The organism is Synechococcus sp. TAK9802, assembly GCF_014279535.1.
Classification (GTDB): Bacteria; Cyanobacteriota; Cyanobacteriia; order PCC-6307; family Cyanobiaceae; genus Parasynechococcus.
Genome location: NZ_CP047937.1, coordinates 802,375 through 824,671, shown reverse-complemented (window position 1 = coordinate 824,671; position 22,297 = coordinate 802,375). Strand labels below are relative to the sequence as shown.

Annotated in this window: 21 protein-coding genes and 1 pseudogene; 10 read left to right on the top strand and 12 right to left on the bottom strand. The window is 53.5% G+C overall.

Translation table 11 applies throughout. The features are described 5' to 3' along the window. The first annotated feature begins 17 nt into the window (after positions 1 to 17). Entirely contained in the window at positions 18 to 239 is a 222-nt protein-coding gene (locus tag SynTAK9802_RS04690; protein ID WP_041435027.1) for a hypothetical protein, read from the top strand. A 165-nt stretch (positions 240 to 404) separates the two neighbouring features. Here the strand turns inward: SynTAK9802_RS04690 and SynTAK9802_RS04685 are convergent, their stop codons facing one another. From SynTAK9802_RS04685 to SynTAK9802_RS04665, 5 genes are all read right to left on the bottom strand, one after another. Continuing rightward, on the bottom strand, positions 405 to 617 hold the full coding sequence (locus SynTAK9802_RS04685) for a hypothetical protein (protein ID WP_186497523.1): 213 nt from the start codon (positions 615 to 617) through the stop codon (positions 405 to 407). Positions 618 to 854: 237 nt separating this feature from the next. Further along, positions 855 to 1,769 carry a polyphosphate kinase 2 gene (gene ppk2 / locus SynTAK9802_RS04680; protein ID WP_186497521.1) on the bottom strand — a complete coding sequence of 305 codons (915 nt, stop codon included), beginning with the start codon at positions 1,767 to 1,769 and terminating at the stop codon, positions 855 to 857. Positions 1,770 to 1,863: 94 nt separating this feature from the next. Further along, on the bottom strand, positions 1,864 to 2,232 hold the full coding sequence (locus SynTAK9802_RS04675) for a hypothetical protein (protein WP_186497519.1): 369 nt from the start codon (positions 2,230 to 2,232) through the stop codon (positions 1,864 to 1,866). Between the two features lie 59 nt (positions 2,233 to 2,291). Then, positions 2,292 to 2,906, bottom strand: coding sequence for a DUF4335 domain-containing protein (locus SynTAK9802_RS04670; RefSeq protein WP_186497517.1), 615 nt, complete (start codon positions 2,904 to 2,906; stop codon positions 2,292 to 2,294). 7 nt (positions 2,907 to 2,913) lie between these two features. Beyond that, positions 2,914 to 3,462 carry a DUF3038 domain-containing protein gene (locus tag SynTAK9802_RS04665; RefSeq protein ID WP_186497515.1) on the bottom strand — a complete coding sequence of 183 codons (549 nt, stop codon included), beginning with the start codon at positions 3,460 to 3,462 and terminating at the stop codon, positions 2,914 to 2,916. A gap of 237 nt (positions 3,463 to 3,699) precedes the next feature. Between SynTAK9802_RS04665 and SynTAK9802_RS04660 the strand changes: the two genes are divergently transcribed. From SynTAK9802_RS04660 to SynTAK9802_RS04635, 5 genes and pseudogenes are all read left to right on the top strand, one after another. Continuing rightward, entirely contained in the window at positions 3,700 to 4,707 is a 1,008-nt protein-coding gene (locus SynTAK9802_RS04660) for a tyrosine-type recombinase/integrase (protein ID WP_186497513.1), read from the top strand. Positions 4,708 to 5,306: 599 nt separating this feature from the next. Next, positions 5,307 to 6,176: a hypothetical protein gene (locus tag SynTAK9802_RS04655; RefSeq protein ID WP_186497511.1), complete on the top strand. Its 870-nt coding sequence runs from the start codon at positions 5,307 to 5,309 to the stop codon at positions 6,174 to 6,176. A gap of 39 nt (positions 6,177 to 6,215) precedes the next feature. Continuing rightward, complete coding sequence (locus tag SynTAK9802_RS04650; RefSeq protein ID WP_186497509.1) at positions 6,216 to 6,542, top strand: hypothetical protein; 327 nt, start codon at positions 6,216 to 6,218, stop codon at positions 6,540 to 6,542. Positions 6,543 to 6,611: 69 nt separating this feature from the next. Beyond that, positions 6,612 to 7,715: pseudogene (locus SynTAK9802_RS12545) on the top strand (inverse autotransporter beta domain-containing protein). Positions 7,716 to 7,754: 39 nt separating this feature from the next. Continuing rightward, positions 7,755 to 8,594 carry a hypothetical protein gene (locus SynTAK9802_RS04635; protein WP_186497505.1) on the top strand — a complete coding sequence of 280 codons (840 nt, stop codon included), beginning with the start codon at positions 7,755 to 7,757 and terminating at the stop codon, positions 8,592 to 8,594. A gap of 176 nt (positions 8,595 to 8,770) precedes the next feature. Here the strand turns inward: SynTAK9802_RS04635 and SynTAK9802_RS04630 are convergent, their stop codons facing one another. Next, complete coding sequence (locus SynTAK9802_RS04630) at positions 8,771 to 9,298, bottom strand: hypothetical protein (RefSeq protein ID WP_186497504.1); 528 nt, start codon at positions 9,296 to 9,298, stop codon at positions 8,771 to 8,773. Positions 9,299 to 10,149: 851 nt separating this feature from the next. Between SynTAK9802_RS04630 and SynTAK9802_RS04625 the strand changes: the two genes are divergently transcribed. Continuing rightward, positions 10,150 to 10,890, top strand: a complete 741-nt coding sequence (locus SynTAK9802_RS04625; protein ID WP_186497503.1) for a hypothetical protein — start codon at positions 10,150 to 10,152, stop codon at positions 10,888 to 10,890. Between the two features lie 21 nt (positions 10,891 to 10,911). Next, positions 10,912 to 11,784 (top strand): autotransporter outer membrane beta-barrel domain-containing protein, encoded by an 873-nt coding sequence (locus SynTAK9802_RS04620; RefSeq protein ID WP_186498016.1) that lies wholly within the window; start codon positions 10,912 to 10,914, stop codon positions 11,782 to 11,784. A 1,664-nt stretch (positions 11,785 to 13,448) separates the two neighbouring features. Here the strand turns inward: SynTAK9802_RS04620 and SynTAK9802_RS04615 are convergent. Further along, positions 13,449 to 14,018 carry a DUF2939 domain-containing protein gene (locus SynTAK9802_RS04615; protein ID WP_255487894.1) on the bottom strand — a complete coding sequence of 190 codons (570 nt, stop codon included), beginning with the start codon at positions 14,016 to 14,018 and terminating at the stop codon, positions 13,449 to 13,451. A gap of 347 nt (positions 14,019 to 14,365) precedes the next feature. Here SynTAK9802_RS04615 and SynTAK9802_RS04610 point away from each other — a divergent pair, with 347 nt between their 5' ends. Then, entirely contained in the window at positions 14,366 to 14,920 is a 555-nt protein-coding gene (locus tag SynTAK9802_RS04610; protein WP_186498014.1) for an adenine phosphoribosyltransferase, read from the top strand. Here the strand turns inward: SynTAK9802_RS04610 and SynTAK9802_RS04605 are convergent. From SynTAK9802_RS04605 to dapB, 5 genes are all read right to left on the bottom strand, one after another. After that, the gene (locus SynTAK9802_RS04605) at positions 14,911 to 15,123 is read right to left on the bottom strand and encodes a DUF2949 domain-containing protein (protein WP_115010222.1); all 213 of its coding nucleotides are present in this window, start codon (positions 15,121 to 15,123) and stop codon (positions 14,911 to 14,913) included. The genes SynTAK9802_RS04610 and SynTAK9802_RS04605 overlap by 10 nt on opposite strands. Positions 15,124 to 15,143: 20 nt before the next feature. After that, on the bottom strand, positions 15,144 to 16,289 hold the full coding sequence (locus SynTAK9802_RS04600) for an FAD-dependent monooxygenase (RefSeq protein WP_186497501.1): 1,146 nt from the start codon (positions 16,287 to 16,289) through the stop codon (positions 15,144 to 15,146). Positions 16,290 to 16,330: 41 nt separating this feature from the next. Continuing rightward, positions 16,331 to 16,582 carry a high light inducible protein gene (locus SynTAK9802_RS04595; RefSeq protein ID WP_114987899.1) on the bottom strand — a complete coding sequence of 84 codons (252 nt, stop codon included), beginning with the start codon at positions 16,580 to 16,582 and terminating at the stop codon, positions 16,331 to 16,333. Positions 16,583 to 16,646: 64 nt separating this feature from the next. Further along, complete coding sequence (locus SynTAK9802_RS04590; RefSeq protein WP_115010220.1) at positions 16,647 to 17,303, bottom strand: hypothetical protein; 657 nt, start codon at positions 17,301 to 17,303, stop codon at positions 16,647 to 16,649. A 10-nt stretch (positions 17,304 to 17,313) separates the two neighbouring features. Then, on the bottom strand, positions 17,314 to 18,147 hold the full coding sequence (dapB, locus tag SynTAK9802_RS04585; RefSeq protein ID WP_186497499.1) for a 4-hydroxy-tetrahydrodipicolinate reductase: 834 nt from the start codon (positions 18,145 to 18,147) through the stop codon (positions 17,314 to 17,316). A gap of 117 nt (positions 18,148 to 18,264) precedes the next feature. Here dapB and SynTAK9802_RS04580 point away from each other — a divergent pair, with 117 nt between their 5' ends. Continuing rightward, positions 18,265 to 22,275, top strand: a complete 4,011-nt coding sequence (locus SynTAK9802_RS04580; RefSeq protein WP_186497498.1) for a magnesium chelatase subunit H — start codon at positions 18,265 to 18,267, stop codon at positions 22,273 to 22,275. The last annotated feature ends 22 nt before the right edge of the window (positions 22,276 to 22,297 follow it).

The window sequence follows — 22,297 nt, the reverse complement described above, 5'->3', positions numbered from 1 at the left end:
AAATCGCTTCTGATCCCATGCGAGACGAGCCTGGCAGCCCCGATTGTCGTTTGGTGATCGATGCCAAGCGATCCCTGGAGGATGTGTTGCGTTTGATCGCTGATCTGCCCCATACCGACCACATGCGGCGGCAGCTCTTGTCGGTGTACAACCAGCTGGAGGGCATGCACGACCTGAAACGTAGTGGTGGTGCCAATGTGTCGTTTCGTTCCGCCGATTGGAGTTCGTCGGCGAAGTGATCCGGTCGACACCGATAAGGTCAGTGTCGCCTTTCGCTGTCCTGAGAGATGTTTGAAAACGACCGACGTCCGGCTTGGCTGAACTGGGTCTTCCTGGGGATGTTCCTCTGGTCGTCGTGGCAGCTGTTTGGGTTTTGGTCCCAGAGGCTGAGTGGTTGAAGGGCCTTAGACCAACACGCCGGTCAGACGCAGCGTTCCCCACAGGTCGAAGACGCAGAAAATCAGTCCGATCACGATGATGTCCCAGGCTTTGTGGCGGATGGCCCAGGGGGCAAGGAACAACTCCGCAAGCCCATGCAGTGCCGTTCCAATGGTGATGTGCTCCAGCACCAGCAGACCATGGGCCACCAGGAAAAGTGCGCTGGCGATACACCGCATTAGGACTTGCCAGGAGCCGAGCAAAGCCTGCAGAACTGCATGGTCGATCACCTTAAAGCGTGCTGCTGTGTGGACTCAAGCCAAGCGAGGTGGTTTTTTGCGGGTCGGCTAGCTTTTAATTGAGTAAGTGAACGTAAAAATAGTTATTTTTCGCATGAAAAGGGCTGCTTGATTGAGGCAGCCCAAGCTAATAGTTGACCTGAACTTATTGCTTTTCTCTTTTTGCGCAGTGTTTTCTCAGTCCTTGTATGGATAGTTGTTGGGTACAAAGAATTGCTCGTTGAAAGGAGGCCGTTTGTAGCTTCCTTGCTTTGGGCGCTTCGGCATCTTGACGGGTGGCGGTGTCATGTCTTCATAGGGCACCTTGCTGAGAATATGGCGCAGGCAATTCAAGCGGGCGCGGCGCTTGTCATTGGCCTCCACTGTGAACCATGGGGCTTCCGGGATATGCGTCTTGGCAAACATGGTGTCCTTCGCTTTTGAGTACTCCACCCAGCGGTTGCGCGACTCGATGTCCATAGGACTCATCTTCCAGCGACGCTCTTCGTTATCAATGCGTTCCTGGAAACGTTTCTCCTGTTCGTCATCGTTGATGGAGAACCAGTATTTGAGCAGCAGGATTCCGTCCTGCACCAGCATTTGCTCAAACTGTGGGCACGACACATAAAACTGCTCCACTTGTTCGCGTGTCGCGAAGCCCATCAACTTTTCCACGCCGGCCCAGTTGTACCAGCTTCGATCAAAGACAACGATTTCTCCGGCACTGGGGAAATGCTCCACATAGCGCTGGAAATACCACTGGCTTTTCTGATGCTCTGAAGGCGTGCCCAGCGCCACCACCCTGCATCCCCTGGGGTTCAAGGGCTCCGTCAGCCGTTTGATCGATCCACCCTTGCCTGCGGCGTCCCGCCCTTCGAACAGGATGATCATGCGAAAGCCGGTGGCTTTCACCCAGTACTGCATCTTGACCAGTTCCGTCTGGAGTTTGGCCAGCTCTTTTTCGTAGACTTTTTTGTTGAGCCGTTTGTGCTTGTTGGAACAACCCTCCTGCAGCTCCACCATGATTTCCTGCGGTCGGTCGACATCGCCATCGCTGTAGTGATCGATGGCCTCGAAGACGGCTGTCATGTCGTGGTCGACGGGCTGGCTCATGCTTTCGGTGGATCGCCAGTTCAGTTCTGCCAGCGCTGCAATCTGCGGGGTCGATCTGGTCCGATTTGTTACGGAATGTCTGGTGCTTTCGGCTTCAGCGCCTGCCTTGAATAGGGGGCGACAACACCAGTCGGATGATGCGAATCAACCTCCAGAGCGCACCAAGCAAGAGGATGCCCGCCAGAAGCGCGATGGCAGCGATCAGCACGATGGCGGCGAGCCCGAGCATGGCTTCCAGCAGTTGCTGAACGCCGCCATTCAGGTCATCAATGGCCTGGCTCAGCAGCAGCATGATGTCCACCTGCTGGGGCAGCTGATTTAGCAGGACTGCGATCCCTGCGGCAGCAGCCAGCATCAGCACGACAACAGTCAACTGACGCAGGACGGGGCCATAGGGGAAGCGCCGACGGGGGCGGAAGACCCGTCGTTGATCGCGTTTGTTGCTTCGGCGCGCCTTCCTCATGGCATCGGTGTGATCAGGGTGCCGTCACTGCGGCGATTCTGAAGCGTGTTTCCTGCACGTCAACGGTCGGACTGCGATTCAGGCTTGTCCACCGGTGCAAGTGCTGGCGCGGTCTCTTTGGTTCCCTGAGGCAGAGGAACAAGCCAGGCGGTGGCGATGGTGCATGCCAGAGCAACCCCAGCCAGAAGGGGTGGTCCGAGACGTTTCTGGAGAGGAATGCGATCGACGATCTCCTGGCGCTTCAACGGGCGGTCCTCGGGGAACGTCCAGGTCAGCTTGACCCGGTTGTCGAGCCGCAAGCGATCGAGGCAACGCACCAGATCAGCCAGTTCGGCGTCATCGAGCTTGAGCTGCAACGGCTCGACGCCCTCTCGGCTGCTGCGCAGTTCCAGCCGATGGTTGGCTTGATCCGGCGCGATGCTCACAAAACCGCCTTCCAGGCCAAAGCGGCGCTGGACGCCGGACAAGCGGTGCCTGGCGTAGGGCATCACCGCTGCCATCAGAGCCTCGAGATGATCTCGGGTTCCCTCCAGTTCTGGTGCTCCGATCAACTGCAGCCGCCAGGACGACAGGATGCCGATCGCCTCATTGGACTGTCCGGCGGAGAGGTCGGGAAAGCCTTCCACCACCAGCCGTGCTGCGGTCTGTTCGTATCGGTATGTCGTTTTCAACATGGTCGGCCTAGGGCGTGGGGTCGAGCAGGGTTGCGCGGAGTCGAACGATTCCTCCTGGGCCTGCGCAGAACGCCAGGGTGCTGATCAGTTGGCGGTGCACCTGGCCCGCCGGCTCCATAGTGAGCAGACGAACAACGGCTTCCCGGCGCGGATTCATCCGCTCCTCGATCAGGTCCCGCAGGCGCTCGTGGAACAACTGCCAACGCTGTTTGGTGAGTTGTTCGGGTTCGCGGCTCGAGAGGAGTTGGTGGAGCATGGGGTAGAGCCGATCAGCCATGGCACACACCAGACAGATCAGGGATTCGGCATCCACCGGGTCGAGCTGGTCCCGCCGGGTGGTGCGCCGAAGCGGGTTATGACAGCGCCGCTTCCAGAGTTCAACCCGGTTGGGGAATTGCGCCTGGAGGCCCATCTGCTGGCTGGTCCAGACCATCGCCTCGCCACCATTCAGATCAAGAGCCTCAATGGTCAGCAGCAACAGGTCAAGACGCTCGACACCCCGCCGGCTGAGACGCGCGCCGTCGGTGGGTGCGCTGGGGGCTGGAGCTTCAGTCATGGCTGCGATGACAATGAAGTCAGGCTGTGACTGACAGGCATTGGGGTTTTACGACTCTCTCGCAGTTCTCTGTCGCAGAACTCTTGCAGTACAAAACCCATGGGCAGACCGAGGAAGCCGATCCAGAAGAGGTCGAACGGAGTGTATTGCGTTCAGCTGCACCTGGGAGGCAAGCGTGTGACGCGTTCCTTAGGGACCAGAGACATCGAGGTCGCGCACCGTCGAGCAGCTCAGGCGATGGCGGAACTGGAGGCAGCTCGCAAGGCCAAGCAAGAGGTTGAAACAAGGTGGCGAGATGCCAAGGAGTTCAGCCGCCTTCTTGAGCTTTCAGAGGTCCTTGACCCTGAAACCACAGCTGAGCAATACACAGGCAAGCGGGCCCAAGACGACGTCTCTGGGGCATTCCTGGATAAGAACACCGAGGCTCTCGCTCAGGCTCTGCTTAAGAGGGAGGTGCCAGCCACCTGGAACGATCTCATCCGAGAGGTCGAACGCATCCGCAGAAGGAAGAACTTGTCTCCCTTCTCAGCTAGCTGGCATCGAAATGTGGGCATAGCCATAAAGCAGTGCCCCTTCGAGCTCGCTGAAGCCACCCCAGAAGCGATCGGAGAGTGGATCGATCAAATGCAGGATTCCGGTCTCTCGGGTCAGACCATCAACAGCAAGTGCTCACTGCTGTCGGGGCTGGTTTCTAAGTGCATGAAATCAGGCTTGCTTCGGGGACTAACCATGAACCCTTTTGATGCCGCGGACTACAGCGCTGGGGAGGCAAACCACATCTACACAGCAATTGAGGGGGATTACCGGGATCTGTCTTTACTACTGCCAAAGCTTCTCGATAGGCAGCTCATCCCTGTCCTGATTCAGGTCTATTGCGGTACGCGGATCAGCGAGGTCATGAATCGAAGGCGTGAAGACTTCGATTTGGAGAGCGGCACGATGCAAGTTGCTGTAGGCACAGCGAAGAACAAATCCTCTGTCAGAACTATTCCGTTGCCGCCAAAGTTATTGGAACTTTTGAAGCACTTCCCTTTCGAAAAGGGTTGGGGTACAGCGTCTCAAATCAATATCAGGCTAAAAAGCATCAACCCTGAACTAACGACTCACAGCTTTAGGCATGGCATCACAACTTGGGTAGGAGCAATCAAGTGGATCCAGCTCACATCGAAGCATTGCTTGGTCACAGGCTCTCGATTAGTCAGATGTCCAATGTTTATGGACAGGGATATGACCCAGAGGTTTTAAGAAGAGTGCTGACGCCTGTATGGAAGAAGATTGATTCGTGGTTGCTTATTTGAGAAGTCTTGATCCTGAATCGTATGATGGTGATCACATTACGGATCTTGCCAAAACAGACCTAGAAGCTCTTCCAAGGCCTCTCTTTTGCGATGAATGATCAATCCATCACGCAGTGCTTATCTATTGTTGTAGGTGCTCCTAGGTGGCTCTGGGTAACCACCACATACAACATGGAGAACAGCCGACGGCTTTTCACCATCATCAAAGAAAAGATAATTTAAAACTCGTGGATTGGAATCCACGTAGAAGAAAGGGGGTGACTCTGAATGCCTTCGGGAGTAAGTCGTCATTCGCGCCGTCAGACGCCAGGGATCAAGCAGCTTTAGGCACTGCTTAGTAGAACCCGTCAGCGTGACGCACTAACACAGCGGCACCACCAGGAACTCAAGTGAAACCAATCCAACTCTGGATTGGCTTGTTGGTTCGTGTTTTCGGAGTACGTGCTGTAGGCGGAGCCTACGGCAACACTTCCCAAGCCGAATCTAAGTGAATATCTAGACAGATACTTCGCATAACCATCTGCCAGGACAGCGAGTTACCAGCAGGTGGTTGAACGTCGAAAAATCTACACGTGTGGCAAAATCATGTCAAATACAAATTTCTCAGTATTTCTTCCATTCAACAAATACGATCAGCCGGATCACCGCTTTAAGCAAAGTCTTAAACGAATTTGCAAAGAGCTTGGTGAGGACGCTGTTGGTGAGTTGATGGACTTTGTATCCCAGTCCCAGCAGTTGCAAAAGAACTATGCCAGACAAGGCCTGAACTTAGCTCTAGCTGTGCTTCATGAGGCTGACTATCTAGATAGACATCATCGCTTTGATAAAGACAATGAGTGGGGCTACAAATCAAAGGTACTAAAGAAACAAGCACAGGTGATCTTGGAGCGTATTGGCTTTTCGAGAACTAATGCGCACAAGCTAGTTAAAACTGCATGTTGGATGGTCACTAGCTATCCAGGAAAGGATGAGTTGAAGTGGTTTGAATCGCTGACACCATCTCACCTCTATGAGTTAAGTCGTATGAGCAATGAGGCCTACAAGGCAGTGAAGGATGAGGTTTCCTATGAAAGATGGCATTTCTGTATTGGTCAAAAAAGCATCAGTGTCAGACGCCTTGAGCAGATTCGACGCTTGTATCCAACGGTTCAGGAGGTGAAGGACGACGATGCCGAACCCTTTAAAGCTGGGGATAAAAGCAGCCTCACTGAGGTTCAGCAAGTACGTCGAGAGCCTGCATTAGAGAATTGTTCTGAGTCGGGGGTAGTTATGGATGTGAGTGTGGCTACAAACATTGAGAAGCTTCGTCAGCTTGTAATTCTTGCAAAAACTATTGATTGGACTGCTGTTCGGAAATCTGATGTTTCACAAGAAATACTCTCTTCTATGCGAGCTACGATTAGCCTGTTACTCTAGGTTGTAATCAATATTATGATGCGCATGATAAGGGTGTCCTTGGTGTTGGCATTGATAACCCTATGGACCTCCTCTAATGCTTTGGGACTCTCGAATTATCAGCATCTCCGTGTTGGCACGAAGAATCAAGATCAATTATTACTTGCTCAGTCATCCAAGCCAAGCAGTTTTCCATTTTCAGGAGTTAAATTTAATGCTATTAAAATTACTCAAGAGGACATTGATATGGCAATCATGAAGTGCATTGAGATGGATGAGAATTTCAACTACGAGAATCCTGCGAGTGCTGCTGTTGAGATGACGCCTGCCTCGAAGCATGTGTTTCAATCAATCTGCGATAGCAGCATCACAACAGAAAAAGACTAAAGTTTTGTGAATGCTGATTGACTATTATCTCTCACGATCTATAAAGGCTTAAATTTAATTTCTCGAGAGATGAAATCAATTTTCGTCAGGTGCTTCCTTCTCTCGTTCATTCTTGGCGGGAGCAGTCCGGCACTGGCGGAAGAATCACAATTCTTTAATGGTAAAAATAGGATTTTAAATCCATATATCGACAGACATTCTCGAGCGAGCATTGATGCTCTGCATGATGGTTATTTTGATATGCGTTCTGTAGATAGAGGCGACTTTAATTCGGTTGATGTAGGTAATTTATGGCGTAATATTTCAAGATATCCCCTTGCATTCGCCTCAGGGAAGCTCAATAGCTATGTGCAGGATTACTTAGAAAGTATGCCCTTCGTTCTTCATGCATCAGTTGGCTTGGATTTTGCCTCTGAGAATGAGACGAATATTTCAGCAGATGCCTTATTTAAAGCACTTGATTTCGGCAATGATGAATCAGGCGATCCATTAGGACTGGCCTTTGTACACACCAAATACAAAACACATTTTGATAGTGGGTCCACGACCAACATCGGGCTCGGACTCAGAAAGAGAACAAGTGATTATTCAATGTATGGACTTAATACATATTGGGATTATAGGATGACAAATTACAGCTCGGCACACAGTAGGTTTGGTTTAGGAGGCGAGTATTTCTGGAAGGACTTTAGTTTTAGAAATAACTGGTAAATGAGTGGAACCGGAACTAAATCAATCACCACCGGTGGTTCTAATTACTATGAAAGAGTAGTCCCTGGTTGGGATGTAGAGGTTGGTTATAGGCTTCCGTCAAATCCGAATCTTGCCTTTTATTTAAAAGGATTTAACTGGGATTATCAGAAAAGAAATGATAATAGCGGTGTTCAAGGCACATTGTCTTGGCAGGCTACGCCACATCTAGGGATCAATGCATGGGCATCAAATGAAATACCAGCAAACTCGACTTCGCCGAATACAGATCTCACTAATCGACCTTCAATGGTTGTCGGCATAGGATTTAAATTAACTGCCAATAAGGTTGAATACAAGCCAAACTATAAGGCTAATCTAATTCAAGAGATGAAAAATCCTGTCAAGCGCCGTTATGATGTACTGCTAGAAAGATGGGCCAGGTCTTCTTCCAGTTTTAGCAATATAGCCGCAGGTAGCTAGTACTACCCGTTTCTCCCGATTATTTATTTCACCAATCCCATGAAAAAACTTCTTCTCCCTGCACTTCTTGCGATTAGCGCAGGTTTGACTTTTGCTTTCCCAAGCAAAGCATATTCTCAAAGTATGGATGCTTGTGATCGTTCTTATACTATTGGGGGGCAAACAAAAACTCTGGCTCAGCTGACTGACCTGCAATTTGCTTCAAATAATTCAAATGGATGTGCAATGACTCCTGAAAAATACGAAATTGTGATTTACGAAATGGGTTTATGCACCGGAAGTGGTAGCCCAATTTCGGGAGGCACTCTAGATAGGACTAACTGCACGGCTACATTTGCAAATTCAAGCGGTCAGACTGTTGACCTTGCTGGATCTAATTCTGTCACTCTTGATGCCTCAAGTGCAAGCAAGCCAGCTGCAAATACATATACTTGGGGATATATGGTTATGGCAAATACTTTTGGCCTTAAGGGTTCTCTTGCCACATCCGAAAATATCTGGCGATCAACATCAACGACTGCTGCCTCAAGCAGCTCAAGTAGCAATGGGGAATTTACGGAGTCGTTGACCGACTTTGGTTCTGGAAATACCTGCGAATCTTCAGGACAGGCAACTATGTCCCTCGGAACTATGAGTGCTATTGTCACTGATTCGGATTTAAATGAGGATACAACTTGTTCTAGTAATGTTATAACTAGGCTGATTGGTGCTTTCTCTCCAACTACTTCTTACACAATTACTGATTCTACTACGGCTGTAAAAATTACATTTACAGTTACTGATAATGGTATGTCCGTCCTGCCAAATCCAAGCTCACCTTTCGGTGTAGACGAGTTTGGTTCGGGTCCTTTCCAGATGGAAATTACTACTATCGAGTAGATACAATTGCAATTATGAGTTAACTTTTCTCTGGCAGTTACAGGCTGAGTACTGACTGGGTTTTAACTAACCTCGACAACCTGCACGCAAAAAACCACGCTTATTTTGTTAGGGATGCTTATTGCAGCCCTGTGGCAGTCCAGGTGTGCTGCCACAGGGGATGGCTTAACTTGCCCTTATTCCGGCACCGCCATTGCTTCTTGAGATTGAGGTGATGTACGTGGCGAGGTTGAGTCAGAAGCTGGAGGCTGCCCTGAAGGGTTCTCCTCACTACTGGTCATAGCCATATCCTCAACGTTTGAAACCGGTTTATCAGTCGATTGATTTACTGACGACTCAGGTTGAGACGGATGGGCTGTGACCCTAGTGGCGCAGTCGCGTCTGATTTTTTGGACATCCACTGCGAACTGATTGGCTGCTCCTCCTGCGAGTAAGGCTTGCTGCATATCTCCTAGTTCCTCCATCAGGACTGCAAAAGCTCGGTATCGAGGAACAAGCAAGTCCATCCCTGCAGTGATCCTTCCGCTGTTGGCGCACAATCCATCAAGGTCAAGGTCTGCCACCTTCTCGAGGTTCTTGTCCACCTCTTCGAGAAGCTCGTTGATTTGCGCTTGAAGCTTCTCAGCGACCTGAGAGGCTGTCGGCTCCGCAGGTTCACAAGCAGCCAGTAACAGCAGCGGCAGAAGTAGCAGAAGTCTTTTCATACCTCTGATTGTGCCTTCATTTTGCTTCTGGAGCCCAGCCCACTCTCTTCTGTTCTAGGTAGCGGGCAAAGAAGTGGGTCACCGGATCAGTTGGAGTGTGTAATGCCCAACGTGATCCATGTTTGATCACAAGTGGTAGCTGCAGGTTGTTTGCCACTGATCACGACCGCCATAACCGTCGTTTTCCAAGTATGTCACACGAACATCGACACCGTTGATGTCGTTAGCCACGTACAGGTGATCTATGAAGATATAGCTCCCTGGATCCCAGAGAGCAGCTTTGATTGCCTGCTCACAGTTTTGAACCAAGCCCTGACGCGAAGCAGCCTTCAATCTTTCACCAGGCTCCACATATGACTTGAGCTCTTCGCATTTGAAATGCTTGTCTCCTATTCCCGAATCAGCTTTGTTGAGTTGTACACGTGTCCAGTCGCACCTCTTGTAGTCAGAGATAATCCCTGCACTCTTAAAATCAAATTGGAAGTAGTCCTGCTTGTCGGCTAGAGCAGAAGAAGTAGCAGCATCTCTAGTAGACTTAGTTGAGAGGAACGCATCTGCTTCTGCTGGCTTACCTCAAAGACCAGAGCGTTAGCTCAACGGTTTAGATCACATCCGAGACATTCCACGAGTACGGCGTGTTTCGGCACAAAGCCAGCAAGCTGACGCGGAACAAAGAAATCACAATCATCAACTTCGGGAACAAACGACAGAATGGTGGAATGCAAGTTCAGCTATTTGAATAAGCAGACACTACTGACTCATACAGAAATTCTATACGCAAATACAAATATTCCAAATCTTATTGCAACTCAATCAGATCAAGATACAATGGATCGTCAAAAGATACTTTTTTGAAAGCTCTGCTCCTGCCAAAAAACAAAGCGGGGAAGCTTTTAGGAGCTTTCGTTGCAGGAGCTTGTGCCTTCACAATATTGCCATCGCAAGGCTTAGCTGCTGACAACATTCAAGAGATAACAGTTGGCCTAACTTGCGCAAATGTCGGAAGAGAGATCGGCAAGTGGGATGAGCTCGAGGGGACAGGAGGCTTTCTTGATGCTCCTTGGTACACAGGACAAAAAGAAGCCACAAGCTGGCAAGAGGATGAGACAAACAAAGCAGCAAGGATATGGGGAGATCTCTACTATGAAAAAACAAATCTTAGTTGGGTAAGGTTTAACTACTACTCTGACAAAGAAACAAGGTCATACACAATGCCCCGCCACTACAGGTGGGGAAGCACGACACCTCCAAATCTATTCACATGGACACATTCAGACGTGTCGCACCGTTGGGCAAAGTATTTAGGAAATTGTGAAACCGTAGATGGCGGCATACCGATTAGTTCAGTTTCCAAGGCAAGCATTCTTGAACTGGCAAGAGGAATAAATATTGATGTTGAAAACACTGCAGCAAATAATTTCAAAATGGCACTCAACACACTTCCTAGAGCCCACACAGCTACCGGTGGCAGGGCAACCCAGGAATATCAATATCAATTGAGTGATGTTGTTTTGGATAGTCTTAACCCAATCCCGCCTCAAGAAGTCAAAGAATCCAATGAAGCCGAAGGAACAACAAAAACAGATAAGTAGTCCAGTCAATCAAAACCCGCCATAGACGCCTGGATCAAAACACTGAGCGGACATCATTCTTCCTTTGATTATGAAAGTGGCTCTCACGGCACATTTGGAAACTGGGAAAGCAACTACTCGGGATACGTCATAGGTGTTAACGCAAACCTGAACAAGAACTGGTCGGTTAGTGGATTCATGAACAGAGCTGACATTGATGTCAGCTTTCTGGATGCCGGAGGGGGCTATTGGCGCCCAAGTGGATATGGAGGAGGAATCTCCTTGGGTTATCAAAAAGGCAACTTTGCTGCCAAGGGATTGCTTGGGAAAAGCACAATAGATGGACTGCATTCGAGAGGTCTCTTAGCAGTCGGGGATTCAGAAGCAGGCTTGGCCTATGGAGACAAGAAAGCAGAGATTTATACAGGCTCCTTGAAGACGAGCTATAAAATCAAGAGCAAGCTTGCAACTTTTGAACCTGAGATATTGTTGAATGCGAACAAGAACCATGACTATCAGTGGAATGAGATTGGGGGTGGCGATTTCAACTTGCGCTATGAGAATTACGATGACTTTTTTCTAAGAAGTCGTTTATCGATAAAGATATCGCCTCCCCTAACAACCGAAGAAACAAACAGATTTACTCCTCACCTGCTCATTGGCTGGCTTGCTGACTGGAACACCAGCAATAGCGATGTGGAAGTTCAAAACATCTACAACAGCAATCGCGCATCTCTTCCAATTAATCAAAAGCACTGTAACGGACTAAGCGTTGAAACCGGATTGAACTATCTAGTGAATAAACAAGGTGACAGCAGGACATCGATCAATGTCAAGGGAGGGATCGAGACTTGGGACTCACCCGAGAAGCCAACCAACTGGAATATTTCAGGTGGAATATCAATTAAATTTTGACCGAGAATCACAGCTCCCAGCCTAAAAACCAATCGCCTTATAAATCGACTACAAGGCGCCTAAAATAACTCGAATAATGAATCCATTATTCACACTCACCAAGAGCCCTTGCAGGGCCTTCTAAGCGTTTCTCAACATTATATTTATCAAGGCCAATTATCTCTACATAAAAGAGTGTCATTACACCAACGATACAGGCGGTAATTGTAGCGACTGTGCCGACCTGCGTAAGGAACAGCGTGAAAAGTAGTTCGTTGAGCATTGATCCCTCCTTCTCTCTGAACTCGTTCTAGTCCTGGCAAAGAGGCAAATGAAGTTCGCATTACCGTACCGAAGACATGTTCCAGAAAAAGGCGATCCCTGCCTTATAAGGAAGAAGATCAGCTCCCACCCGTAAAAGGAGGAAGCGATAGCCACCTATTAAGGAAGAACTCCAGCTCCCTCCCCTATACAGGGAGAATTCGCAAATACTTGGTCAAGCTGGACCAAAAACGTAGAGACAACTGACCGACCTTCGAGATAGCAACGAAGGCATGCCACCAGTCATGGGTACTGGTAAGAACGATCTAAAGGAGATGCTGCCTATCTGGGTAATGCATTATTGATGGTCTTCTTTCGAGGTTTGGGGTCCTTTTCTTCTTAGCCGTAAACGTCCTCAGTGAAGCCCTTTTGAGCAGCATCTTACTGGACATACCGGGCAAGACCAACCTTATTCACCATTGATCAATGGGGGGTAAGGGGGGGACCTTTCTTCTTGTCCAAACCTTCCTAGTGAATACCTCACTTGAATTCAAGCATGGATAGCTTTCTGAAGATTTTACATACGTCACGCCTCATTCATACATCATCATGAAACATGCCAACAAAAATAGAATAATCAATGAATCACAATCACCAAAAGATGAGGCTCAGTTGGCCTTGATCTCTAGTCGTGGAGTAATCAAGCTTAAGCGCATAAAAAAGTCAAAAAAATCAATACTGACCAGGAATACCGTGCTTAGACCTACAGTCGTTTACATCGGCTCTGTATTCGATCCATTTTGAATTTATATCGGATGCTTTTTGGATGCATTCACTATATGTAGTTGAATTTTTAACCCGCTTCTGACTATCTGGCTCGGCTGAGGCTTGCATAGGAGCCAAGAGGAGAACTAACGACAAGAGGGTTCTCAACACGTGGCTCGTTCGCCGATTACAGGCCTCATTATCTCTCAACCTCTACGCTTTGCTCAAATTGAAATAGAGCTGCTCATCGGCCACTTGCTCACCGTAGATCTCGTACCACTCACCAAGAAGATCAAGCCACTTTTGTTGATACTCAAGAGCAAGTTGCCTTGGGTAGAAAAAACAGTGACAGGCTTGTCATCCTCAGGATGTGCATACAAGAGACTTGTTCTGGTCACTGCTGATGGGAGTTGGTCTTCGTAGAGATGACTGATCGCAAGGGAGTAAGCAGCCAACTGCAAACGCTCCCTCTCGCAGTATTTTTGATGTACGTACTTCCCATAACGCTTGGTCTTGTGTCGATAAGGATCACATCACCATTCACAAGCATGACCCCATCACTCCTGCCGGCATACGTACCAACACCATTGATCGAATAATGCAGTGGGACTTCACACCCATGGAACAACGTACGGTTGCTTAAACATTCACTTCTAATCCTACTCTTCCATAAATTTTTCCACCAAAGACTCAGGGATTCTAATGCCATCAACCTTCCAGCCCCCTAGGCCTTCGCGCCGCATATAGAAGGAAACTGATTCATTTAGCATTTCCACATTACGGACTTGAGCTTCAAATTCATTGATGCCAACGTATTCAGTTTTGACTTCGATTCCGTCGCTTGCCTTACCCCCATCGCTAGAGGGAATCAAGTCTCTTGCAATAGCATCAATATTTTCGTGAACCCCATCTGCACCTCCTGGCCTCTCTCCGGCAGAGAAAAGGAGCTGTAGACCAGCCGGAGAAATCACTTGATCAATAATTGGATCAACAATGGTATTTGCCATCATGATTCCCATTGCAGCAAATGGGTTGCCCTCAAGTTCGATCGCTGCACTTTTCATCACTGTAGCTTTTGCGGTTACTTTGATGTCTTCTCTTAATTCGGGAAAATCGATAAGCTTTTCAATCTTTCTGGTGTCTTGATCCTCAAATGCATGCGTCAAATCTCTCAATGCAAGCCACGGAGATGCAAAGGCGTAGCAGCCAGTAACAACACTTGCGGCGATGGCTGAGTAGCCAAACGTTTTTTTTTTTGAACATGCTCAAGGACGCTTTCACTTACTCAGCATCTTGATCCAAACTAGTCAAAGGACGTTGAACGGCACCGGCACCAGGATGAACATAGGCTGACGTGTTACTAACCGTTGGATCCCTGGATCAGCTTCTCCTAAAAGATGGCAGAAATTTTTGAGGGTCTTTTACTTATGGGCAGGGACACCTCAGCGCCCATACCCCGCTTTCGCCGTTCTGCGGTCGTTTAACTGTCGTAGAACTCAGTCGCAATACACCTCCGCAACTCAGTCACCGCCCAGTATTTGCAGGGTGTTAGGCCTTGACACACCTCATGGCTGCGATGATGCCAGGGGCACCTCCATTGCGTCACCTGGATTTGGATCTTCAGTCGCACATTCGCTCAATTCCAGATTTTCCCAAGCCTGGAATTCTGTTTCGAGACATCAATCCGCTGCTGCGGTCGCCTGAGGCCATGGCCGAGGTGATCCGCCAGCTGGGTGCGTTCTGCGACCAGGTGAAGCCTGATCTGATCGTGGGGATCGAATCCCGGGGATTCATTTTTGGGGCACCTTTGGCCAGCGACCGACGGCTTGGCTTCGTGCCTGTGCGCAAGCCCGGAAAGCTGCCTGGTGAGGTGGTGGGTCTGGATTATGCCTTGGAGTACGGCACCGATCGGCTGGAGATCCAAGCCGATGCATTTGAACATTCACCCCGGGTGCTGGTGGTGGACGATCTGTTGGCCACCGGTGGAACGGCTGCAGCAACGGGACAACTGGTGGAGCAGGCCGGTGGTTGCTTGGTGGGCTTTGCCTTTGTGATCGAGCTGGAGGGGCTTGGAGGCCGTCAGGCCTTGCCCGCAGGCCAGCCCGTGGACGCGTTGTTGCGCTACGGCTGACTGTTCTGCCAGTCGAAGACGTCTTCCAATTGCTGCAAACTCAATAACCCGAAGCTCCACAGCACGATCGGGAGGGGGGCTTGTTCCAGTTCCGCCTGGCGTTGCCCCAGCTCCAGGGCGCTTGGACTCAACCCCAAACGCCGCTGAAGGAATTGCAGCAAGGCGTCCGTTGCTGGGGGTTGCCGCTGGCTGGACATCACCATGGTCGCGACTCGCGCTTGGCTCAGTTTGGCAAGGCCCGCCAGAGCTGCATGGGGCCGTCACTCATGGCCCGCAGGCTCAGTTGGCGCAGCCCAGAGAACTGTTTCAGCAGCAGCAGGGCCAAACGCCGCAGGGGCAGCAACAGCGGTTGGCGGTTGGAGAACACCCGCACCAGAAGATCCGTCGCCACACCAACCTGGAGCACATCGAGCCACCGGCTCATCCCGTAGCGACGAGCGATTGTTGTGGCGCTGCCGCCCCGCTCCACGGCGCGCAACAAACCTTCCACATCACGCCAGCAGAGATTGAGTCCCTGGCCTCCCACTGGATGGCAGCGGTGTCCCGCTTCGCCGATCAGCACGCCCCGTCCGCGATGAAAGCGGCGAGCCAGCAGCCATTGCTGGGGGAAGGCTCGGGGCTGATCCAGAAGGAAATCCGGTTCAATCCCCTCCGGCAGAACAGCGGCCAGCTGATCGAGAAAGGCACTGCGCTGCAACGTGCTGCGCTGCTGGCAACGCTGCCAGGGTGCACTCCACACCACCTGGAACGTGCCCTGCCCCAAGGGCAAAACGGCGAGAGGGCCTTCCGGGCGAAACAACTCGCAGGCCCTGTCGTGGGGGAGTCCCCTCAGGGCAACTTTGGCGGTGAGACACCCCTGGCGGTAGCGGATGCCCCAGTGACGGATGCCCCAGGCCTCCCGTGTGGGGGAGCGAGGTCCGTCAGCCGCCACGATCAGAGCATCAGCGCTTGGATCAGGGCATGGTTCGGCCAGGTGCATCGCCACGTTGCCATTGGCCTCCAGCCGAGCCAGCAACAGCTTCATCAAGGGCCGGTGATCGAGGATCCAGCCAATGCCGTCGTGGTGTCGATTGGCTGATGCCAGATCGTCCTCGCCGAAGAGAACGCGGGCGTTGGTGGCCCCATCCCGCAAATCCAGGTCACGGAAAGGCACCAAGGCATCGCGCAGGTCGTGCCATAAGCCCAGGTTGGTCAACAGCCGGCGGCTGGAATGGGTGATGGCGTACGCCCGACTTCTGGCTTGAAGTTCCGATGCCTTCAGCGGGTCAAAAAGGACCACGCGCTGACCACGGAGGCCGAGGGCAAGAGCTGTGAGGGCGCCGGTGGGACCAGCGCCCAAAACATGAATCTCTGGAGGGGATGGAGCCATTCAGGGAGTCTGGCCAGCCATCCCGATCCAGCGCGAGGCGATCAGCCCAGGCCGAGCAGCCCGTGAACGAAGGATTCGCCGCCCAAGGCCAGTTCAGTCGCCAGCAGAGCGATGAAACCGAGCATGGCCATGCGGCCGTTCAGTTTTTCGGCGCGATCGTGGAAACCCCAACCCTGGGTTGCTTCAACCACTTCCATGCGGGGTTCCGTGGCGAAGGCGTTGAGGCGGCCGCCGTCTTCCGTGGTGACCTGTGCACCGCGCACGACGGGAGTGGTGGGAGAGGACTGGGACATCGATGCCGCCGTTTGATTACTAAGAAGTGTAAACCAGGTTTAAGAAATGTTCGGCAGTGGCTGTTCAACGCCGGCTGTTAAGGCGGAGTTGGCAGAGCTCCTCAAAGGCGGGACGGAGCAGGAAGGGATACTCGCCAACCCACATCCGCATGCCCGGCAGCCAGGCATCGCTCAGGGCTCCGATCTTTGAAAAATCCTTGCGCTCGCTCAGCACCAGGCAGCGGATCAGGCTGCCGCGGCGGATCGACTGATGCTTTTTCTCCATCGGAAAGGCCACCCGGCCGAGGTAACCCTCCTCGTCTTCGAGTTCGAGCAGCATCCAGGTGCGTCGGTTCTCCACGAGTTCCAGCCGCCCGCGGCTGTCGGCCTGCTCGTGGCGATTTTCCACCCGTTCACGCGTGATCACGTCCGCCACCTCGCCCTCAAACAGGGCAGCCGCGGGATAGCGCCGCAGCGTGGCGTTGCGCTGGCCGGCTTGCACGATCGGGCCCCACAGCACATACAGAAAGAACACAACGCTAATTACCAGCCAGACGGGGCCCCAGCGGCTGCCGAGTTGCGCCTGGTTGTAAATCAGGAACGTGATTACCCCACCGATGGCGGCGATCATCAGGCGCTGCAGCACCTCCTGAGGGTTGCCGAGGGCAAAGCGGAACTGATTGCCGGTGGCAACGGCGGGGATCAGCCGTTGCAGTTCACCGGGGCGAAGGGGGATGAGCATGGTGTCGCCTTCAGATCAGGCGCTCAAGGCCGTACACAAGGCTGCCGAGGCTGCCTACCTTGCGCACCGTGAGCAGCACCCCGGGCATGTAGGCGGAACGATCGATGGTGTCGTGACGCAGGGTGTAGGTCTCTCCCGGGGCACCGAACATCACTTCCTGGTGAGCCACCAGGCCCGGCAGCCGCACGGAGTGCAGCCGCAGGCCGCTGTCCCGCTGTCCGCCGCGGCAGCCCGCCAGGGATTCGTGCTCGTCCACTTCCTCGGGATTGAAGCTCTTGCCCAGCTCCTCCATCAGCTCAGCGGTTTTGATGCAGGTGCCGCTGGGGGCATCCGCCTTGCGGTTGTGGTGCAGTTCCGTTAATTCCGCGTGGTCGTAGAACCGTGCCGCCGCGGCTGCGGCTTGCTGCAACAGCACCATCCCCACAGAGAAATTGGGGATCACGGCCCCACCCACGGACGCTTTGGCCGAGAACTCGGTGAGGTCGTTGAGTTGTTCAGGCGAGAGTCCAGTGGTTCCGATCACGGGGTGAACGCCGTAGGCAATCGCCGCGCGGGTGTGCTCATACACAACGGAAGGGTGGGTGAAATCCACCAACACGGCTCCGCTGCCGCTGTCCCGCACCGATTGGCTCACAGCGCAGAGACAGCCTTCGAAATCAGATGTTATGGCCACCTCCAGCTCGCCAAGGCCCAGCTCCAGCCCCACGTCTGCCCCTTCTTTGCCGGGGGTGTTGTCGATGGCGCCAACCAGGCTGCAGTCTTCGGCTCCCACCACAGCCTTGATCACCTCGGCGCCCATGCGTCCCAGGGCACCGGCAACAACGACGGGAATCGGAGCGTTCATGAAAGCGCAGCAGACGCTTCAAAGCCTATGGGTCTGCTCGTGTAACGGCCGATCAGAAATCCTCGCGCCCTAAGGGCCAGTCGCCGTAAGGTTCTTCACATTGCTCAAAGCGCGCTGATGTTCACACAGGTCCGCTCCGCCGATCGCCGCGTTGCTCCTGTGGAGGGCCAGAACCACAAGTCCGTCATGAAGGCGGTTTATGTGGTGCTGGAGCCCCAGTACCAAAACGCTCTCACCCAGGCAGCAACGGCTCTCAATGCATCGGGTGGCGATCTCGGGATCGAGCTCAGCGCTTATCTGATCGAAGAACTCCGCGACGACGACAACTACGCCGGCTTCTGTGCCGATGTGGCTGAGGCTGATGTCTTCGTTGCGTCCTTGATCTTTATCGAGGATCTGGCGCAGAAGGTTGTGGACGCCGTTGCTCCCCACCGCGACCGACTCAAGGCGGCTGTGGTCTTCCCGTCCATGCCGGAAGTGATGCGGCTCAACAAGCTGGGCAGCTTCTCGATGGCCCAGCTCGGTCAGAGCAAGAGCGCTATCGCAGGCTTCATGAAGAAGCGGAAGGAAGCCGGAGGTGCCGGCTTCCAGGACGCGATGCTCAAGCTGCTGAACACGCTGCCCACCGTTCTCAAGTACCTGCCGGTTGAGAAGGCCCAGGATGCCCGCAGCTTTATGCTCAGCTTCCAGTACTGGCTGGGCGGTACCCCCGACAACCTGCGTAACTTCCTGTTGATGCTGGCGGACAAGTACGTCTTCCCAGCTGCAGAAGGTGAGGAACGCCCCGCAATGGAGGTGGCGGAGCCCGAGGTGTTCCCCGATCTCGGCATCTGGCACCCCCTGGCCCCCTCGATGTTCGAGGACCTCAAGGAATATCTGAACTGGACCTCCAGCCGCACCGACCTCTCTGAGGAAGCCCGCAAAGGGCCGATGATCGGTTTGGTGCTGCAGCGCAGCCACATCGTCACCGGTGACGATGCCCATTACGTGGCCACCATCCAGGAGCTGGAGTTCCGTGGCGCTCGCGTGATTCCGATCTTCTGCGGCGGTCTCGACTTCTCCAAGCCGGTCAATGCTTTCTTCTATGACCCGCTGAATCCCGAGCAGCCCCTGGTGGATGGCATCGTCTCCCTCACCGGTTTTGCGCTGGTCGGCGGTCCGGCCCGCCAGGACCACCCCAAGGCGATTGAGTCGCTGAAGAAGCTCAACCGTCCTTACATGGTCGCGCTTCCTCTCGTTTTCCAGACCACCCAGGAGTGGGAACAGAGCGACCTTGGCCTGCACCCGGTGCAGGTGGCCCTGCAGATCGCCATTCCGGAGCTGGATGGCGCCATCGAGCCCATCGTTCTCTCGGGTCGCGACGATGCCACCGGCAAGGCGCACACCCTTCAAGACCGGGTTGATGCCATTGCTGAACGGGCCATCCGCTGGTCATCGCTGCGGATCAAGCCCCGCAACGAAAAGAAGCTGGCAATCACCGTGTTCAGCTTCCCTCCCGACAAGGGCAACGTCGGTACGGCGGCTTACCTCGACGTCTTCGGCTCCATCCATCGGGTGATGCAGGAGATGAAGGCGAAGGGCTATGACGTGCAGGACCTGCCTTCCACGCCTCGTGAGCTGTTGGAGGCCGTCATCAACGACGCCGATGCCATGCAGGGCTCTCCGGAGCTTTCAATCGCCCACCGCATGAGCGTTGAGGAGTATGAGCGTCTGACGCCTTACTCCGAACGGCTCGAAGAGAACTGGGGCAAGCCCCCCGGCAACCTCAACAGCGATGGCCAGAACCTGCTGGTTTTCGGTCGCCACTTCGGCAACGTTTTCGTTGGCGTTCAGCCCACCTTCGGCTACGAGGGTGACCCGATGCGCCTGCTCTATTCCCGCAGCGCCAGCCCCCACCATGGCTTCGCGGCTTACTACACCTATCTCCAGAAGATCTGGAAGGCTGATGCGGTGCTGCACTTCGGCACCCACGGCTCGCTCGAGTTCATGCCCGGCAAGCAAATGGGCATGAGCGAAACCTGCTATCCCGATTCACTGATCGGTGCGCTGCCCAACCTCTATTACTACGCCGCCAATAACCCCTCCGAGGCCACGATCGCCAAGCGGCGGGGTTATGCCTCCACCATCAGCTACCTCACCCCTCCGGCTGAAAATGCCGGTCTTTACAAGGGCCTGAAGGAACTGGGTGAGCTGGTGGGCTCCTACCAGCAGCTGCGTGAGGGTGGCCGCGGCATTCAGATCGTCAACACGATCATCGAGACGGCACGTCAGTGCAACCTCGATAAGGACGTTGACCTTCCTGAGGAGGATGCCTCGACCCTCGACCTGGAGGGACGTGATGCCTTGGTGGGCGCCGTTTACCGCCAGTTGATGGAGATCGAAAGCCGTCTCCTTCCCTGTGGCCTGCACACCATTGGCAAGCCTCCCACCGCAGAGGAGGCCGTTGCCACCTTGGTGAACATCGCTGCTCTCGAGCGTGAGGAGGATGGGCTGCGCTCACTCCCTGGCCTGCTGGCTGAGGCGATGGGCCGCTCGATCGAAGACATCTACAAAGGCAACGACGAGGGCGTTCTCGCCGATGTGGAACTCAACCGCACGATCACGGAGACATCCCGCGCTGCCATTGGCGCCATGGTTCGCACGCTCACCGGCCGTGATGGTCGGGTCAGCCTGCGCAACAGCTTCGGTTGGTTCTACGACCTGCTGGCCAAGTTCGGTTTCAAGCTCCCCTCGCCTTGGCTGCGGGCCTGCTGCAGCGCTGGCTTCGTGCAGATCGATGCCACCGAGCTCGACAAGCTCTTTGCCTACCTGCGCTTCTGCCTTGAGCAGGTGTGCGCCGACATGGAGATGGAGAGTCTGCTGAAGGCTCTCGATGGTGAATACATCCTTCCGGGCCCCGGTGGTGATCCGATCCGGAATCCTGGTGTGCTGCCCAGCGGCAAGAACATCCACGCCCTCGACCCGCAGGCGATCCCCACCCGTGCCGCAGTGGCTGCAGCCAAGAGTGTTGTGGACAAGTTGATTGAGCGTCAGCGTGAGGAGCAGGGCACCTGGCCCGAAACCATCGCCTGCGTGCTCTGGGGAACCGACAACATCAAGACCTACGGTGAATCCCTGGCTCAGATCCTCTGGTTTGTTGGCGTCAAGCCGATGCCGGACTCCGTGGGTCGGGTGAACAAGCTTGAGCTGATTCCCCTGGAAGAACTCGGCCGCCCCCGCGTTGATGTGGTGGTGAACTGCTCCGGTGTGTTCCGCGATCTGTTCATCAACCAGATGGCTCTGATCGATCAGGCCGTGAAGATGGCTGCCGAGGCCGACGAGCCTCTGGAGCAAAACTTCGTTCGTAAGCATGCCCTCGAGCAGGCGGAGAAAGAAGGCACGAGCCTGCGTGATGCGGCCTGCCGGGTGTTCTCCAATGCCAGCGGCAGCTACAGCTCCAACGTGAACCTTGCGGTGGAGAACAGCACCTGGGAGGAGGAAGGTGAGCTGCAGGAGATGTACCTCTCCCGCAAGACCTTCGCCTTCAATGCCGACAACCCCGGTGAGATGAATCAGAAGCGGGAGGTGTTCGAGAACGTGATGAAGACGGCGGATGTCACCTTCCAGAACCTCGATTCGGCTGAGATCTCCCTCACCGATGTGAGCCACTACTTCGACTCCGATCCCACCAAGTTGATCGCTGGCCTGCGTGATGACGGCAAAGCTCCCACCAGCTACATCGCTGACACCACCACGGCAAACGCGCAGGTGCGTTCGCTGAGTGAAACGATCCGCCTGGATTCACGCACCAAGCTGCTGAATCCCAAGTGGTACGAAGGCATGCTTGACTCCGGCTACGAGGGCGTGCGTGAGGTGGCCAAGCGCCTCAACTTCACCTTGGGTTGGAGTGCCACGAGTGGTGCCGTTGACAACTTCGTCTACGAAGAAGCCAACGAAACCTTCATCAACGACCCCGAGATGCGCAAGCGTCTGTTGGAGCTCAATCCCAACAGCTTCCGTCAGATCGTGGGCACCCTGCTTGAGGTGCATGGCCGCGGATACTGGGAGACCTCGGATGAAAACATTGAACAGCTGCAGGAGCTGTACCAGGAGGTTGAGGATCGGATTGAGGGTGTTGTCACCGACTGATCGTCGACAATGTGTTGAACAT